General features: G+C 74.3%; 12 protein-coding genes. 9 read left to right on the top strand and 3 right to left on the bottom strand.

The genetic code is table 11. The features are described 5' to 3' along the window. Positions 1 to 6 precede the first annotated feature (6 nt). Together AC0OO9_RS20380 and AC0OO9_RS20375 are read left to right on the top strand one after the other, a co-directional pair. Positions 7 to 1,353: a lipopolysaccharide biosynthesis protein gene (locus AC0OO9_RS20380; protein ID WP_484511622.1), complete on the top strand. Its 1,347-nt coding sequence runs from the start codon at positions 7 to 9 to the stop codon at positions 1,351 to 1,353. A gap of 31 nt (positions 1,354 to 1,384) precedes the next feature. Continuing rightward, complete coding sequence (locus tag AC0OO9_RS20375) at positions 1,385 to 2,713, top strand: O-antigen ligase family protein (RefSeq protein WP_484511621.1); 1,329 nt, start codon at positions 1,385 to 1,387, stop codon at positions 2,711 to 2,713. A 66-nt stretch (positions 2,714 to 2,779) separates the two neighbouring features. Here the strand turns inward: AC0OO9_RS20375 and AC0OO9_RS20370 are convergent, their stop codons facing one another. Then, positions 2,780 to 4,990 carry a sialate O-acetylesterase gene (locus tag AC0OO9_RS20370; RefSeq protein ID WP_484511620.1) on the bottom strand — a complete coding sequence of 737 codons (2,211 nt, stop codon included), beginning with the start codon at positions 4,988 to 4,990 and terminating at the stop codon, positions 2,780 to 2,782. 189 nt (positions 4,991 to 5,179) lie between these two features. Between AC0OO9_RS20370 and AC0OO9_RS20365 the strand changes: the two genes are divergently transcribed. After that, a complete protein-coding gene (locus AC0OO9_RS20365; protein WP_484511619.1) occupies positions 5,180 to 6,157 on the top strand; it encodes an acyltransferase family protein in 978 nt (325 codons plus the stop codon). A 43-nt stretch (positions 6,158 to 6,200) separates the two neighbouring features. Here the strand turns inward: AC0OO9_RS20365 and AC0OO9_RS20360 are convergent, their stop codons facing one another. Further along, positions 6,201 to 8,168 (bottom strand): trypsin-like peptidase domain-containing protein, encoded by a 1,968-nt coding sequence (locus AC0OO9_RS20360; RefSeq protein WP_484511617.1) that lies wholly within the window; start codon positions 8,166 to 8,168, stop codon positions 6,201 to 6,203. 159 nt (positions 8,169 to 8,327) lie between these two features. Here AC0OO9_RS20360 and AC0OO9_RS20355 point away from each other — a divergent pair, with 159 nt between their 5' ends. The 6 genes from AC0OO9_RS20355 to hutH all read left to right on the top strand — a co-directional run bounded on the left by AC0OO9_RS20355 (position 8,328) and on the right by hutH (position 16,253). Then, complete coding sequence (locus AC0OO9_RS20355; protein ID WP_484511616.1) at positions 8,328 to 9,179, top strand: MurR/RpiR family transcriptional regulator; 852 nt, start codon at positions 8,328 to 8,330, stop codon at positions 9,177 to 9,179. A 17-nt stretch (positions 9,180 to 9,196) separates the two neighbouring features. Then, positions 9,197 to 10,855, top strand: coding sequence for a urocanate hydratase (hutU, locus tag AC0OO9_RS20350; RefSeq protein WP_484511615.1), 1,659 nt, complete (start codon positions 9,197 to 9,199; stop codon positions 10,853 to 10,855). Next, positions 10,852 to 12,051, top strand: a complete 1,200-nt coding sequence (locus AC0OO9_RS20345; RefSeq protein ID WP_484511613.1) for an allantoate amidohydrolase — start codon at positions 10,852 to 10,854, stop codon at positions 12,049 to 12,051. Before hutU ends, AC0OO9_RS20345 begins: the two co-directional genes overlap by 4 nt. A 112-nt stretch (positions 12,052 to 12,163) precedes the next feature. Continuing rightward, on the top strand, positions 12,164 to 13,522 hold the full coding sequence (locus AC0OO9_RS20340; RefSeq protein ID WP_484511612.1) for a formimidoylglutamate deiminase: 1,359 nt from the start codon (positions 12,164 to 12,166) through the stop codon (positions 13,520 to 13,522). Further along, positions 13,519 to 14,721, top strand: coding sequence for an imidazolonepropionase (hutI, locus tag AC0OO9_RS20335; RefSeq protein WP_484511611.1), 1,203 nt, complete (start codon positions 13,519 to 13,521; stop codon positions 14,719 to 14,721). Before AC0OO9_RS20340 ends, hutI begins: the two co-directional genes overlap by 4 nt. After that, a complete protein-coding gene (hutH, locus tag AC0OO9_RS20330) occupies positions 14,718 to 16,253 on the top strand; it encodes a histidine ammonia-lyase (RefSeq protein ID WP_484511609.1) in 1,536 nt (511 codons plus the stop codon). Before hutI ends, hutH begins: the two co-directional genes overlap by 4 nt. 52 nt (positions 16,254 to 16,305) lie before the next feature. Here hutH and AC0OO9_RS20325 read toward each other — a convergent pair whose 3' ends face one another. Next, positions 16,306 to 17,229: an AEC family transporter gene (locus tag AC0OO9_RS20325; RefSeq protein ID WP_484511608.1), complete on the bottom strand. Its 924-nt coding sequence runs from the start codon at positions 17,227 to 17,229 to the stop codon at positions 16,306 to 16,308.

Raw genomic sequence — 17,229 nt, 5'->3', positions numbered from 1 at the left:
GGGTCCGTGGCGGCCCCCGAAGGTGTCCGCCCGCGATCACACCGGCGGAGGTCCGCCCTGTCCGGCCGGGGCGACGGCTTCCTGCGCAAGTCCGGGAAGTTCTTCACCGGGACCCTGCTGCGAACCATCGCGCAGGGTGCGCTCTTCGTCCTCCTCGCGCGGGAGATGCCGATCGACACCTACGGGTTGTTCGTCGGCATCACCGCGCTCATCGCCGTGGTGTCCCCGTTCGCGTCGGCCGGGGCGCCGAGCCTGATCTTCCAGAGCTACGCCGACTCGCCGTCCGACTGGCCCCGCCATCTCGCCCGGGGCCTGCTGCTCACCCTCGTCTTCGGCGCGGGCGCGACCGTCCTGGTGACCGCCGCGGGGGTGGCCATCTGGGGTGCCCAGGTGAGCGTGGTCGCGGTCGCCTGCCTCGCCTTCGCCGACCTGGTGGCGTGGCGCCTGGTCGAGGTCGTGGCCGCCTCGGTGCAGGCCCGGGGCCAGGTCTTCCTCGCCTCGGTCATCCCCGCGCTCCTGCACGTGTGTCGGCTGGCCGGAGCGCTGGCCCTGGGCATCGCGGCCGCGGGACCGATGACGCTGTACGGCTGGGCGACCCTGTCGGCCGTCATCTCCGCCGTCGTCAGCGTGCTCGTGATCGGGTTCGGGCTGCGCGGCGCGGGCGGGTTCGGCTTCGACATCCGCGGCGCGCTGGGGCAGGCCCGGACCGGGATGCTGTTCGCCGTGGGGCTGTCGGCCCAGACCGTCTACAACGACCTCGACAAGGTCATGTTGTCGCGACTGAGTACCCCCGAGAGCGCCGCCATCTACGCGGCGGCGTACCGGGTGGTCGACTTCGCGTACACCCCCGGCCGTTCCATGGCGGCGGTCGCGTACCCCAAGTTCTTCGAGGCCGGCCGGGACGGGACCCGGGCCGCCTTCGCCCTCACCCGGCGGCTGCTGCCGCGCTACCTGATGTTCAGCGCGCCGGCCAGCCTGGCGCTCGTCGCGTTCGCGTGGACGATGCCGTACGTCTTCGGGGCCGAATTCGCGGCGGCCGAGACGGCGCTGCAGGGGCTGAGTGCGCTGCTCGTGCTGAAGGCGCTGCACTACCTCGCGGCCGACACCCTCTCGGGCAGCCGGATGCAGGGCCGCCGTACGGTGTGTCAGATCGCGGTCGGGGTCGTCAACGCGTTGCTGAACGTCTGGCTCATCCCCGCCTACGGTTGGCAGGGAGCCGTCGTCTCCAGCCTGGTCTGCGACGCGCTCCTCTGCGTACTGCTGTGGGGCTGCCTCGCCGCCGCCCTTCGCCGGCAGCCGCCGGGTGACGCCGTGCCGACCGCCGGTCCGACGTCGTCGAGAGAAAGGGCCTGAGTTGGTCGGCCTCTTCGCTTTCCTGCTGACGGTGAGTGGTCTCACGGTGGCCGTCTGGCTGGTCCGTTCCCGGCGGCAGGTCACCGCGTCCTTCGGCGGCGGCGCACCGGCGGTCGCCCTCATCGGGTTCGCGGTGCTCACCAACGCCGCGCCCGTGCTCGCCGGCGACCGTAGTTCCGCGCTCATCGGGCTGCTGGTGCTGTGCCTGCTGGTCTGGCTGGTCGTGTCGGGCCGCCGCAGCCTGCGCGGCTCCACCGACATCTGGCGCCGGATCAGCCTGCTGATGGCCGGTGCGCTGCTCGCCTGGTGTTTCGCCGTGGACAGCCTCAGTGGTGCCGGGCTCTACGGCTCGAGACTCGCGGCGTACGGGGCGTCCGCGCTGCTGCTGCTCGCCGTGGCCCTGCTGTCCCGGGACACCGCCCTCACCAGCCGGGCGATGGCCTGGACGGGGCTGGCCGTCCTGTCGGTGATGACGATCCCGACCCTCTTCTCCGGGCAGTCGTGGCGGGCGTGCACCGCCGGGAAGCTGGAGAAGTGCTCGATGGCGGGGGCACTGTTCAAGAGCTTCTACGACTCCGAGAACTACATCGCCATGCTCGCGTCGTTCACGCTGGTCGCCAGCCTCTGCGCGATGCGGAGGCTGGAACTGCTGGCATCGGCGTCCTTCTGCCTGCTGATCATCGTCGCCACGGGCTCGCGAACCAGCTACCTGGCCCTCGCCGCCGCCGGCCTCTGGCTGCTCGGCAGCCTCGTCCTCGAACGGTGGCGGCAGTTCCTCCGGATCAGCTTCCCTCTCTGCGTGGCCCTGGTGGTGGCCGCCCTCGGGCTGGCCACCTACCTGACGTGGACGGCGTCGAAGACCACCCTGAGTAATCGCGGCAACATCTGGATGGCCGCCCGCGAGTACATCGCCGGCACGGAGGCGACCGGCGTCGGGGTCTCCAAGTGGTACTACCTGCGCGACGTCGGCGAGGCGCCCACCCACTTCTTCCACTCGGGGTACGTCCTGGTCGTCTTCGCCGGTGGCCTGGTCGCGCTGACGCTGTGGGGCCTGTGGGCGACGACCCTGTTGCACGGGAGCGTCACCGACGGTCGGGCCTTCTCCGCGAAGGCGCCCGTCGTGCTGCTCGTCATCTACTCGTTCACCGAGGTCACCTGGAACCCGCTCTCGGTCGACGGGCTGTCGTGGATCTTCATCGCGCTCATGCTGACCTCCTCGGCGTCCGCCACCGCGGACCCGGTGCCGGCCACCGGGCCGGTGGACGCCGCCGACCGGCCGGACGGACGGTGGGCGGCGTTGCGGAAGCTGGCACCGTGGCACGCGCAGGGCCGGAGGACCGGGGCGCTGACCGATCGGTGAACCTGCGGGCCCGCCGGAGCGTGGCGCGCAGCGGCGACCAGGCGCTGGCCAGCCGGCCCGGGTGGATCACGAGCCGCCGGAGGGAGGAGGGCCGGCGGCGATCGTCAGGTTGTGGAAGGCCAGCAGCCCGGTGCCCGTCGCGTTGACGATCCACGGCCCCGCCCCGGCGTGGCCCAGGTAGCTCACCCCCGAGACGCCGTCGGCCGGGCCGGACAGGGTCAGCACCAGCCGGCCGCCGTCGCGGTACGCGACGCCGGTGACGGTGACGGTGCCGCCGTGGACGCGGAAGTCCGCCTGCGCACCGGGCTGGACCGTGAGCGGGTCGTCGTCGCGCAGTTGGACGACCACCTCGGTGCGTCGGGCGTCGGCGAAGGCCGCCGACCGCGGGTCGGGGGAGGCCACCCCGTCCCCCGGACCGCCGTACAGGTCGTGGGCCAGCACGCGGAAGACCCGGTCGCCCAGCTCGCGGTAGCCCTGCTCCCACGCGAAGTGGCAGCCCTCGTGGCCGGACAGGCCGTTGGTGGACAGCACCGTCACGCCGAGGGTGTCGCGCATCCGCCGCTGGGCCTCCCGCAGTTGGCCGGTACCACCGTCACCGCAGGGCGAGGTGCGCACCTGGAAGACGTAGTAACGGCTTCCGCCAGGGATGTCGGTGCCGATCTCCCGTCGCCAGTCGCTGAGCAGAGCGGTGAACCCGGCCACGTGCCGTGCGGCGTCGTCGTCGTCCGACTCGCCCTGGTACCAGAGCACGGCCCGGACCCGCCCGGTCACCCCGGCGGCCACCAGACGCTGCCGCAGGCGACCGTAGTTGGTGGCGAGGTCGCCGGGGCTGGCGTCGTTGCGCTGGAAGAACGAGACGGGCCTGCCGTTCTCGGCGCCGTTGAGGACGGCCACCGGCACCTGGTAGGTGTCCGAGAGCCGGTGGGCCATCCGGATCCCCCACTGGCCGACGGAGCCGGGCTGCCGGATCGCCTCGCTGACCGCGTAGTTCCATCCCCGGTCGGACGCCGAGAGCGTACGGTCCACGGTGGACGAGCCGTAGCTGCGGACGAAGGGCGACTCCTCCCCCGCGGACGATCCCCGGTACTTCGCCGAGACGGCGTTGGACTGGCCCTGGATGACGTAGACGTCACCCGCGACCACCCCGTCCCAGAGGCCGACCCGGCGGCTCAGGCCGTCGCCCAGCACGTGCAGCTCGAAGCGGTACTCCCGCAGCGCCGCCAGGATGCGCCGGCGGAAGGCGAAGTCGCCGGTACCGGTGACCGGCAGGGTCTCCTCCCATCCCTCGGCCCCGCTGGTGATCTTGAGGCGTACGGCCCTGACGCGGGCGTCGCGCACCTTGCCGGCGACGGGGACCACGGCCCCGTTCTCGGCGTCCCTCGGGTACAGCTGCCGGTCGCGGGGGTGTTGGGCGAGGGTGAGCACCGACGGCCTCGCGTACACCGTCAACCGGCGCTCGGTGAAGGCGCCCGCGTTGTCGGCCAGCGTCCAGTCGGGGTGGCCGTCAGGGGCGGTACCGATGCCGAGCGACAGCGTGTTCTTCTTCGAGGTGAACCCGTTGACCGCGAGCACCGTCTGCGGTGCGACGGTGGAGGGGCGGGTGGGGGCGACCAGGTGGACCTGGAACGAGCCGTACCCGAGGGCGCCCCGCAGGTCGTCGTCGGCGTCGAAACGGGCGGAGGAGGCCCCGGGCACCTGACCTGACGCCCCGGCGTTGTACGAGTTCGGCCACATCTCCAGGTAACCGGGAAGCCCCGTGCCGGTCGTCAGGCCCGAAACGTTGGACGCGATCTCCAGGTCACTGACCCGCTGTCGCACGATCTGGCCGCCCCGGGTCGGCAGACCGAGGCGGCGGGCGTCGGTGGTGAACGGCGCCATCGCGGTCCACACCCACTGCCGGCCGGCCGGGCCGGTCAGTTCCAGGCAGTAGCCGACCCGGTCGAAGCCGCGAGCCACCTCGGCGGTGCGATCGAACGCGTACGCCGGGTTCCGGTTCGTCCAGTCGACGCGGTCGGGCAGGTCCACCGCCGCGACCGGCGTGAAGTCGGCCATGCCTGTGACGTTCGCCGCGCACGTCGTGCCGTCGACCGGGGCAGCCGTCGGTCGCGTCCCGTCGCCGCCGGGCGTCGACCACGCCGCCAGCGGCTCTCCCGCTGGCGACGAGGGCCAGGCGAGCACCGCCAGCGAGAAGACGAGCAGCCCGACCGTCCCCACGGCGATCCAGACCTTCCGGGGCACGGACCGGAAGCGCTGGAAGGGGGAGAGAGCATCGGGCACCCTCGGACCTCCACTGGTCGGACGGTTCGTCGCGGCAAGGCTATGCGATGCGCGGCGACGGATCGTGCGCGCCCGGGACCTGCGACCACGCCACGCTCCCGGCGTCGCCCCTTGACCCCCGTCGGGAGGTGGGGCGGTCGGCGCGGGGCGGGACATGACCCGTCGTCATTGTCTGCGATGATGCCCGCCATGGCCGCTACCACCACGACGCCCGCGGTGGGCACCCGGTCCGTCGGGATCGACACCCTCCGGATCATCGGAATCGCGGCCGTCGTCGTCGGCCACATCTGGATCGACGACACCACCAGGGCGGTCATCTACACCTGGCACGTCCCGTTGTTCTTCGTCCTCACCGGCTACTTCTGGACGCCCGGCCGACCTGTCGGCGGCGAGTTGCGGAAGCGGTGGCAGACCCTCGGCGTGCCGTACCTGGCCTGGCTGGTGATCCTGCTCGCGATGCTCGCGGCCGCGGCGGCGGTGAAGGGCGGCGTGGGATCGGACACCTTCAGCGGAGCGCTGTACGGGGGCACGGCCGCCGTCCGGCCGTTCTCGGCGTTCTGGTTCGTCTCGGTGCTGTTCCTGATCGCGGTCGCGTACCGCTGGCTGGAGCGGCTCGGGACGGCCGTCACCTGGGGGGTGGCCCTGGCGGGGCTGCTGGCCGCCCACCTCGCTCCGGAAGTGGTCACGGCCGGGCCGCTCGGCGTGTTCCTCGTCCCGGCCTGCCTGCTCTTCGTGCTCTGCGGTCGCCACCTGCGTGAGCTGCGATCGCGGTTGTCCGCCGGTATGGGTGCCGGCATGGTGTCGGCCGGCACGGGCCTGGTGCTCGTCGGTGCGAGTGGCTCGCTGGACATCAAGGCCGGCGACTTCGGCAACCCGGTGTTCGGTGTGCTGACCGCGATCCTGCTCAGCTGCGGATTCATCCTGCTGGCCGAGGCTCTCGACGGGCGCGTCGGCGCTCCCGCGGCGCACGTCGTCGGCCGGCTCGCCGCCTGCGGCATCGCCGTCGTGCTGAGCCACGCGGCGGTGCTCTGGGTCCTGCGCACGGGCCCGGACGGCGGGTGGCCCGACCTGGCGGCCACCCTCGTGCTGCCCTGGGCCTTCGCGCTGGTCGTGCTGGGCACGCGCCTCGGCCCCTACCTCACCGGTACGGGCGGACGCCGGCCGTAGGCGCCGGATGGGCGCGGCCGCCGGGATACGCGCCAGGCCCGCTCTACGCCCGGTTCCCGCGCCGGCTGAACAACATCGCGGTCAGCGCGACGAGCCCGATCAGGAGCACGACACCGGAGGCGACGAGCAGCGGCACCGCCCAGCCCGGCCGGGCCGACGAGCCGCCCTCGCCTCCACCGCTGTCGACGGCCGCCTGACGGTACGCCTGGGCCAGCAGGTTGGCTGGGGACTGCTCCAGCACCCCGGAGAAGCGGGAGATCGCGACCGACTCGTCGCCGGCGAAGTACGCGTCCAGGCCGGAACGGTAGAGCTTGTCGGGCTCACCGAGGCTGTTCTGCACCCCCGCCGCGCCGAGCAGGCCGGTCATCGTGGACACCGGCGCGACCAGCCGGTTGGCCTTGTCGGGCCGGAGGAGGTCGTTGTCGAGCAACCCGACGACGCGGCCCTGCGGGTCGATCGCGATCCCGCCCCGGGAGTAGAGGCCGACGTCCTCGCTGATGCGGTACGCGCCGACCGTGGACTGGGTGTCCACCCCGGTCACCCGCACGGGCTTGGACAGCACCGTGTAGGTGGCGGACCGGAAGCTGGCGTCGGTGGTGCCGTAGCCCAGGATCAGCAGCGGGGTCTCCGGGCTGACGGCGGCGGAGGGGTTCAGCTCGGCGGCGGGAAGGTTCTGCTGGGCGAGCTTGACCAGCGCGAGGTTGCCCTCTTCCAGGGTGAGTGCCCGGACGATGGTGCCGGGGATCGCCGGGCTGTCCGTGACGTCGCCCTTGGCCGCGTTCAGCTGTCCGAAGAGCTTGACCTCGGGGGCCGTCGTGGCCTCCGCGCCGGTGAAGCGGGTCGTCCTCATCCTGGCCCGGGTGTAGGCGGAGACGTCCTTCGCGTCGAGCTTCTTCTCGCTGACGAGGACGTTGGCCAGGGCGGAGAGGGCGCCGGCGAGCACGATGTCCTCGGTCGGCTGCACGCACTGACCATTGGTGAGGACGTGTCCGTCGTGGTTGACCACGAACCCGCTGCATCGCCGGCTGAACGTGACAGGTGCCTCCCGCAGCGGGGCGTCGCCCTGCTTGTTCCGCACGTAGCCGGTGAAGATGACCTCCACGAAGACCATGGACGGGGCCGCTGTCGCCAGCGCCCGTTCCTCCGGGCTGTAGAGGGCCGCCTGCGCCCAGGGCTTGAGGCCCGGGTTGACCGGGGTGGCGGTCGGGAAGGCGGTGGAGGTGGGCGCGGGCGCAGCCGCCGGCTCGCCCGAGCCGCCCGTCGTGACCGCCCAGCCGCCGACCCCGGCACCCAGGGCCGCCACCAGCAGCAGCGCGGCGACGACGACCCATCGCCCGGTGCGGCGCGGTGGCGGGGTGGAGGACTGGATCCGGCGGGCCGGCGCGGCGAACGGGTCGCCCGGCGGCGGCTCAGCGGGCGGGCGGGGCTGCACGACCGGCATCTGGACCGTCTCGCCGGCCACCGGCGCCGGGACGCCCTGCGCTGGGGCGGGCGAGGCCGGAGCGGCCGAGACGGGGTACGGGGTCGCCGACGCCGGCTGGGCGGAGACCGGGCTGGTGTGCATCGCCCACGGCACATGCGGCAGCCCGGACACCGGATGCGGCATCCCGGAGACCGGGTGAGGGACCCCGGAGACCGACTGCGGAATTCCGGAGACCTGCTGGGGAGGGGCCGAGACGGGGGGCGCGGCGGCCGGCGCGGGCTCGTACTCGACGCCGAGCGCCCGGAAGAGCTTCTCGGCCCCCGGGCCCACCTCGGAGGAGTACGCCACCCAGGGCGAGGCGGCCGAGAAGTCCGCGTACGTGTAGGGCAGCGCGTTCGGCGCCTGCGCCTGCGCGAGGGAGTTGACGATCCCCACGAACGCCTCCCGCCACCCGGGGGCTGCGGCCACTGCGGCGTCCAGGACCGCCACGGTGACCAGGCGGCCCTGTCCGTCGATGGCAGCCCAGGCCTTTCCGACCGGAGATCCGCCCAACATGTGGGTGAACCTGTAGGGGCCTTCCGGCTGCATGCGCACTCCTCCGCTCAACGCCGTGGGGATAGTACCGAGGCAGGGCCAGCTCTCCCCCTGCCGGTCGCTGGCCCGACACTCAGCGGGACGGGCAGTTCCTTGGGGGAACTCCGCGACGGACGGTTGCTTTGTGAAAGTTTTCATGCATAGAGTCGCGGCATGAATGATGGAGCTGTCGTGGTGCCCACCGAGCGGGTGCTGGACCTGTTCCAGGGGGTCCGGCTCACCCCCACCCAGCGCCGCATCGCGCACTGCCTCGTGCAGCACGCGCCGGCCGCCGCGTACCTGTCGGCGGCCGAGGTCGCCGAGCTCGCGGGGGTCAGCCAGCCGTCGGTCACCCGGTTCGCGGTCGCGCTCGGCCACGACGGCTACCCCGCGCTGCGCCGCCGGCTGCGCGAGCTGTCCGCCGGCGCCCCGGGCGACGCGACCGACGCCGGCAACGAGCTCCAGCAGGCGGTACGCGCCGAGATCGGCAACCTCGACCGCCTCGCCGGGCAGCTCGCCGACCGGGACCGGATCGCCGAGACCGGGAGGCTGCTGGCCGCCAGCCGCCCCCTGCCGGTGCTGGGCCTGCGCGCCGCCGCCCCGCTGGCCGCCTACTTCGCCTACTTCGCCGCAAAGGTGCACCCCGACGTGCGGGTGCTCGACGACGGCGGCAGCCTGCTCACCGACCGCCTCGAACAGGCCGCCGAGGCCGGGGCGGGCGCCCTGCTCGCCTTCGTCCTGCCCCGCTATCCCCGGGAGACCCTGGAGGCGCTGCGCGAGGCCCGGGCCGCCGGCCTCACCGTGGTGGCCATCACCGACTCCCCGGTCAGCCCGGCCACCGAGCACGCCGACGTGGTGCTGCCCGCCGCCGTCGGCGCGCAGCTCGTCTTCGACCTGCACACCGCGCCGATGACCCTGGCCATGGTGCTGCTCCAGGCCATCTGCGACGCCACCCCGACCGACACCCAGCGCCGGCTGGAGGCCTTCGAAGCCTCCGCCGCCCGCCGCCAGTTGTTCCTCGGATGACCCGGAGGAGAGCCGAGATGACCCAGCCCGTACGCGCCGCACGCGGCACCGAACGCACCGCCCGTGGGTGGCCCCAGGAGGCCGCGCTGCGGATGCTGATGAACAACCTCGACCCGCAGGTGGCCGAGCGCCCCGACGACCTGGTGGTCTACGGCGGCACCGGGAAGGCGGCGCGGGACTGGCCGTCGTACCACGCGCTGGTGCGCACCCTGACCGACCTGCGCGACGACGAGACCATGCTGGTGCAGTCCGGCCGGCCGGTGGGCGTGATGCGTACGCACGAATGGGCGCCTCGGGTGCTGCTGGCCAACTCGAACCTGGTGGGCGACTGGGCCACCTGGCCGGAGTTCCGCCGCCTCGAACAGCTCGGCCTGACCATGTACGGGCAGATGACCGCCGGCTCGTGGATCTACATCGGCACCCAGGGCATCCTCCAGGGCACCTACGAGACGTTCGCCGCCGTCGCCGCGAAGAAGTTCGGCGGCACGCTCGCGGGCACGCTGACGCTGACCGCCGGCTGCGGCGGGATGGGCGGGGCGCAGCCCCTCGCGGTCACCATGAACGGCGGCGTCTGCCTGATCGTCGACGTGGACCGGACCCGCCTGGACCGCCGGGTGCACGACCGCTACCTCGACGAGGTCGCCGACTCGCTGGACGACGCCGTCGCGCGGGTGCTCGCCGCGAAGCGGGACCGGCGGGCGCTGAGCGTGGGCGTGGTGGGCAACGCGGCGACGGTCTTCCCGGAGCTGCTGCGCCGGGGCGTCGACATCGACATCGTGACCGACCAGACCAGCGCCCACGACCCGCTGTCGTACGTGCCGGAGGGGGTGGAGCTGGCCGACGCGCCGGACTACGCGAAGGCGAAGCCCGCCGAGTTCACCGATCGGGCGCGGGCGTCGATGGCGAAGCACGTCGAGGCGATGGTCGGGTTCCTCGACGCCGGCGCGGAGGTCTTCGACTACGGCAACTCGATCCGGGGCGAGGCGAAGCTGGGCGGGTTCGAGCGGGCCTTCGACTTCCCCGGCTTCGTGCCCGCGTACATCCGGCCGTTGTTCTGTGAGGGCAGGGGCCCGTTCCGGTGGGCGGCGCTCTCCGGGGACCCGGCCGACATCGCGGCCACCGACCGGGCGATCCTGGAGCTGTTTCCGGAGAACGAGTCCCTCGCGCGGTGGATCCGGATGGCCGGCGAGCGGGTCGCGTTCCAGGGCCTGCCGGCGCGGATCTGCTGGCTCGGCTACGGCGAGCGGGACAAGGCCGGCGTGCGGTTCAACGAGATGGTGGCCTCCGGCGAGCTGTCCGCGCCCGTGGTGATCGGGCGGGACCACCTGGACTGCGGCAGCGTGGCGAGTCCCTACCGGGAGACCGAGGCGATGGCCGACGGCTCCGACGCCGTGGCCGACTGGCCGCTGCTCAACGCGCTTGTCAACACCGCCAGCGGGGCGTCCTGGGTGTCGATCCACCACGGCGGCGGCGTCGGCATCGGCCGGTCCATCCATGCCGGGCAGGTCTGCGTCGCCGACGGCACGGCGCTGGCCGGGCAGAAGATCGAGCGGGTGCTGACCAACGACCCGGCGATGGGCGTCATCCGGCACGTCGATGCCGGCTACGACGCCGCCCGCGAGGTCGCGCAGGCCACCGGCGTCCGCACCCCCATGGCCGAGGGTGGCAACCCGTGAGCGACCTCGCCGACCGGTTCCGGGCGCTGTGGGACGAGATCGCACCGGTCGGGCGCGACGAGGGCAGCGGCGGCTACCTGCGGTACGCGCTGACCGAGCCGGAGCTGCGGCTGCGGGAGTGGTTCCGCGAGCAGGCCGACCGCCGGGGCATGCCGGTCACCGACGACGGCAACGGCAACCTGTTCGCCCGGTGGGGTGACCCGGAGGCCGGCGACGCGGTGCTCACCGGCAGCCACTTCGACTCGGTGCCGCACGGTGGGGCCTACGACGGGCCGCTCGGCGTCGTCAGCGCGTTCCTCGCCGTCGACGAGCTGCGCGCGGCCGGCGTCGCGCCGGCCCGACCCGTGGTGGTCGGCGCGTTCGTCGAGGAGGAGGGGGCGCGCTTCGGCGTACCGTGCCTGGGCTCGCGCCTGCTCGCCGGGGAGATCGCGGTGGAGCGCGCGGCCGGGTTGCGCGACGCCGGCGGGGTGAGCTTCGCCGAGGCGCTGGGCGCCCGGCCGGCGGGTGCCCGGCCCGAGCTGCTCGGCGGCTTCGCCGCCTTCGTCGAGCTGCACGTCGAGCAGGGCCGCGCGATGGTGGACGCCGGCGCGCCGGTCGGGGTGGCGAGCGCGATCTGGCCGCACGGCCGCTGGCGCTTCGAGTTCACCGGCGAGGGCAACCACGCCGGTACGACCCGGATGGCCGACCGCCGCGACCCCATGCTGACGTACGCCTTCACGGTGCTGGCGGCCAACAAGGAGGCGCGGCTGCGCGGCGCCCACGCCACCGTCGGCCGGGTGGCGGTCGAGCCGAACGCCACCAACGCGATCCCGTCGAAGGTGACCGGCTGGCTGGACGCCCGGGCCGCCGAGCCGGAGACGCTGACGGGGCTGGTCGACGCGGTACGCGCGAAGGCCGCCGAGCGGGCCCGCCGCGACGGTACGGAGCTGGCGCTGACGGAGGAGTCGGCCACCCCGCTGGTCTCCTTCGACGGTGGCCTGGCCGACCGGCTGGCGGCCCTGCTCGACGCGCCGGTGCTGCCGACCGGGGCCGGGCACGACGCCGGGGTGCTCGCCGCGCACCTGCCCACGGCGATGCTCTTCGTGCGCAACCCGACGGGGGTGTCGCACTCGCCGGCGGAGTCGGCCAGCGACGCCGACTGCGCGGCCGGGGTCACCGCCCTGGCCCGGGTGCTGGAGGAGCTGACGTGCCGCTGACCGCGGCCCGGGAGGTCCGTCGGCGGCCTGTCGAGCTGATGTCGCAGACGATTCGCCTCCGCGGTGATCGACTGATGTCGCAGACGATTCAGCTCGACAGGGGGCAGACGACATGACCGGGACCCGCTGGCTGGCCGAGTACGCCTGGCTGCCCGACCACGCCGAGCCGACCGCCGACGTGCTGATCGAGACGACCGACGGGCGGATCACCGGGGTGACGCCGCTGACGGTCGGGAGCACGCCGCCCGCCGGGGTCGAGGTCATGACCGATGCCGAGCGGCTGCCCGGGCTGACCCTGCCCGGGCTCGCCAACGCCCACTCGCACGCGTTCCACCGGGCGCTGCGCGGGCGCACCCACGGCGGGCGTGGCGACTTCTGGACCTGGCGCGACCGGATGTACGCGGTGGCCGCCCGGCTGGACCCGGACTCGTACCTGGCCCTGGCCCGGGCGGTCTACGCCGAGATGGCGCTGGCCGGCGTCACCTGCGTCGGCGAGTTCCACTACGTGCACCACGACCCGGACGGCACCCCGTACGCGGACCCGAACGCGATGGGTGCGGCGCTGGTCGAGGCCGCCGCGCACGCCGGGATCCGGATCACCCTGCTGGACACCTGCTACCTCACCGCCACCGTCGACGGGGAGCCGCTCGCCGGGCCGCAGCGGCGCTTCGGCGACGGCGACGCGCTGCGCTGGGCGGAACGGGTCGACGCGTTCCGGCCCACCGACGACCACGTCCGGGTCGGTGCGGCGATCCACTCGGTGCGGGCGGTGCCGGCCGGGCAGCTCGCCACCGTGGCCGGGTGGGCGGACCGGCGTGGGGCGCCCCTGCACGTGCACCTCTCCGAGCAGCCGGCGGAGAACGACGCCTGCCGGGCCACGCACGGCTGCACCCCGGCCCGGCTGCTCGCCGACCGGGGGGCGCTCGGCCCGAACACGACGGCCGTGCACGCCACCCACCTGACCGGCGGCGATCTCACGCTGCTCGGGGATGCCGGCACGGGCGTCTGCCTCTGCCCGACCACCGAGCGGGACCTGGCCGACGGGATCGGCCCGGCCCGGCGGATGGCCGACGTCGGCCTGCCGCTCAGCCTGGGCAGCGACAGCCACGCCGTGATCGACCTCTTCGAGGAGGCCCGCGCGGTGGAGCTGGACGAGCGGCTGCGCACCCGCCGGCGCGGCCATTTCGCCCCCGCCGAGCTGCGCGACGCGGCCACCGTGGGCGGTCACGCCGCGCTGGGCTGGCGCGACGCCGGGCGGATCGCCGTGGGGGCCCGCGCCGACCTGGTGACCGTACGGCTGGACAGCCCGCGCACGGCCGGCGTACCGCCGGTGGGGGTGTGGTTCGCGGCCGGCGCGGCCGACGTCACGCACGTCGTGGTGGACGGCCGGCCGGTGGTGCGCGACGGCCGGCACCTCACGGTCGACGTGCCGGCCGAACTGACCGCGGCGATCGAGGAGGTGACCTCATGAGCAGTCTGCTGGTCGACGACATCGGCGAGCTGGTGACCAACGAGCCCGGGGGCGAGGGCGGACCGCTGGGCATCCGGCGCGACGTCGCCCTGCTGGTCGAGGACGGGCGGGTGGCCTGGGTCGGGCCGTCCCGCGACGCGCCGGCCGCCGACCGACGCCTGGACGCGCAGGGCGCCGCCGTGCTGCCCGGCTTCGTGGACAGCCACGCCCACCTGGTCTTCGCCGGGGACCGGGCCGCCGAGTTCGCCGCCCGGATGGCCGGGCAGCCGTACACCGGTGGCGGCATCCGGACCACGGTCGGCGCCACCCGGGCCGCCGGCGACGACGAGCTGCGGGCCACCGTGCGGCGGCTGCGCGGCGAGGCGCTGCGGCAGGGCACCACCACCATGGAGATCAAGAGCGGGTACGGCCTCACCGTCGCCGACGAGGCCCGCTCGCTGCGGATCGCCGCCGAGGTCAGCGAGGAGACCACGTTCCTCGGCGCCCACGTGGTCCCCGCCGAGTACGCCGACCGCCCCGACGACTACGTGGGTCTGGTGTGCGGGCCGATGCTGGCCGCCGCCGCGCCGCACGCGCGCTGGATCGACGTCTTCTGCGAGCGGGGCGCGTTCGACGTGGACCACGCCCGCGCGATCCTCGCCTGCGGGCAGGCCGTCGGGCTGGGCGTGCGGGTGCACGCCAACCAGCTCGGCCCCGGGCCGGGCGTCCAGCTCGGCGTGGAGCTGGGCGCCGCCAGCGTCGACCACTGCACCCACCTCACCGACGCCGACATCGACGCGCTGGCCTCCGCCCGGTTCGACTGCATGTGCGCCGACGGCCGGCACACCACCACCGTGGCGACCCTGCTGCCCGGCGCCGAGTTCTCCACCCGGTCGCCCTACCCGGACGCCCGCCGGCTGCTCGACGCCGGCGTCACCGTGGCGCTGGCGACGGACTGCAACCCCGGTTCGTCGTACACGTCGTCGATGCCGTTCTGCGTGGCGCTCGCCGTACGCGAGATGCGGATGACCCCGGCGGAGGCCGTCTGGGCCGCGACCGCCGGCGGCGCGCGGGCGCTGCGCCGCGACGACATCGGGCGGCTCGGCGTGGGGGCGCGGGCCGACCTGATCGTCCTCGACGCCCCGTCCCACCTGCACCTGGCCTACCGGCCGGGGGTGCCACTGATCCGCCAGGTTCTGCGCAACGGAGTGCCGCAATGACCGTGACCATCCTGCCCACCGGGATCTCCCCCGCCGACGTGCTCGCCGTGGCGCGCGGTTCCGCCAAGGTCGTCCTCGATCCGGCCACCGTGGACGCCATGACCACCAGCCGGTCCATCGTCGACGGCATCGAGGCCGCCGGCCGCCCGGTCTACGGCGTCTCCACCGGCTTCGGCGCGCTGGCGAACACCTTCGTCGCGCCCGAACGGCGGGCCGAGCTCCAGCACGCGCTGATCCGCTCGCACGCCGCCGGGGTGGGCGCGCCGATGCCGCGCGAGGTGGTCCGGGCCATGATGCTGCTGCGGGTCCGCTCGCTGGCGCTCGGCCGCTCCGGGGTCCGGCCCCTGCTCGCCGAGGCGCTTGTCGACCTGCTCAACCACGACGTGACGCCGTGGGTGCCGGAGCACGGCTCGCTGGGCGCCTCCGGCGACCTGGCGCCGCTGGCGCACTGCGCGCTGGTGCTGCTCGGCGAGGGCTGGGTGCTCGGCCCGGCCGGCGAGCGGCTGCCCGCCGCCGACGCGCTGCGCCGGGCCGGCCTGTCGCCGGTCGGGCTGGCCGCCAAGGAGGGCCTGGCGCTCATCAACGGCACCGACGGCATGCTCGGCATGCTGCTGCTGGCGATCCACGACGCCGCGCACCTGTTCACGATGGCCGACGTCACCGCCGCCCTCGCCATCGAGGCGATGCTCGGCTCGGAGCGGCCGTTCCTGCCGGAGCTGCACGCCATCCGGCCGCACCCCGGGCAGTCGGCCTCGGCGGCGAACATCCACCGGCTGCTCCAGGACTCCCGGGTGATGGACTCGCACCGCGACGACCTCGCGCACGCGGTGCAGGACGCGTACTCGATGCGGTGCGCGCCTCAGGTCGCCGGGGCTGCCCGGGACACGCTGGACTTCGTCCGGACGGTGGCCGGGCGGGAGCTGGTCTCGGTGGTGGACAACCCGGTGGTGCTGCCCGACGGCCGCGTCGAGTCGACCGGCAACTTCCACGGCGCGCCGCTCGGCTTCGCCGCGGACTTCCTGGCCATCGCCGCCGCCGAGGTGGGCGCGATCGCCGAGCGCCGGGTGGACCGGCTGCTCGACGTCACCCGGTCCCGGGAGCTGCCGGCGTTCCTCTCCCCCGACGCCGGGGTCAACTCCGGGCTGATGATCGCCCAGTACACGGCGGCCGGGATCGTCGCGGAGAACCGGCGGCTCGCCGCGCCGGCGTCGGTGGACTCGCTGCCCACCAGCGGCATGCAGGAGGACCACGTATCGATGGGCTGGGCGGCGGCCAAGAAGCTGCGCACCGTGCTCGACAACCTGACCAGCCTGCTCGCCGTCGAGCTGCTCGCCGGGGTGCGCGGGCTCCAGCTGCGCGCCCCGCTCACCCCGTCACCGGCCGGCCGGGCGGCCGTCGCGGCGCTCGGCGGGATCGCCGGGGAACCCGGGCCGGACGTCTTCCTGGCCCCGCTGATGGAGGCCGCCCGGGCCGTGCTGGCCGGGCCCGAGCTGCGCGCCGCCATCGAGCGCGGGATCGGCCCCCTCGACTGACGGCCACCCCGGGCCGCCGTGGCGCCACGGCGGCCCGGGCGCCCGCCGGGTCTCAGCCCGCCAGCACCGCCACCCCGATCAGCACGGGCACGGCGGTCACCGTCGACAGCAGGATCGAGTCGCGCGCCAGGACCGTGCCCCGGCCGTAGCGGACCGCGTAGACGAAGACGTTCTGCGCCGTCGGCAGGGCGGCGGTGACCGTGCAGGCCAGCACGAGGCCGGGCGGCAGCCCCATCGCGAAGCGGGCGACGAGGTAGGCGACGGTGGGCTGGACCACGGTCTTGAGGACGACCGCGAGCCGCACGTCCCGCCCGGTGTCGCCGGAGCCGGGCCGCGGCGCGCCGTGCAGGGAGAGGCCGTACGCGATCAGCGTGGCGGGCACCGCCATCGCCGCGACGAGTTCGATCGGCCGCAGGACCGGCTCCGGCGGCAGCCAGCCGGTCAGGCTGGCCGCGACGCCCAGCGCGCACGCGATGGTGACCGGGTTGGTGAGCGGCTGGAGCACCACCGTGCCGAGCGACGGCCGGCTTCCCGCCGTGGCCGCCTCGAGGAACGCGAACGCGACGGGCGTCATGACGACCAGTTGGAACATCAGCACGGGCGCGACGAACGAGGCGTCCCCGAGGACGTAGACCGCGACGGGGATGCCGATGTTCGCCGCGTTGACGTACGACGAGGCCAGTGCGCCGATCGTCGCGTCCGCGACGGAGCGGCGCCAGCCGAGCCGCGCGACGGCGACGAACACCGACGCCACGGCGGTGGTGCTCACCACCGTGACGACGAGGGCGGACGAGACGACCGCGGGCACGTCCGCCCGGGCCACCGTCTCGAACAGCAGCGCCGGGGTCGCGACGAAGAACGCGACGCGGGAGAGGACGGTGGCCGCGTCCGGCCCCAGCACCCCGCCGCGGCCGAGGGCGTAGCCGACGGCGATGACGCTGACGATGACGGCGAACCCCGTCAGCACCCCTGCCAC

The sequence above is a fragment of the Micromonospora sp. USAFONa4 genome (genome assembly GCF_057197825.1).
This window is presented reverse-complemented; position numbering and strand designations above follow the sequence as displayed.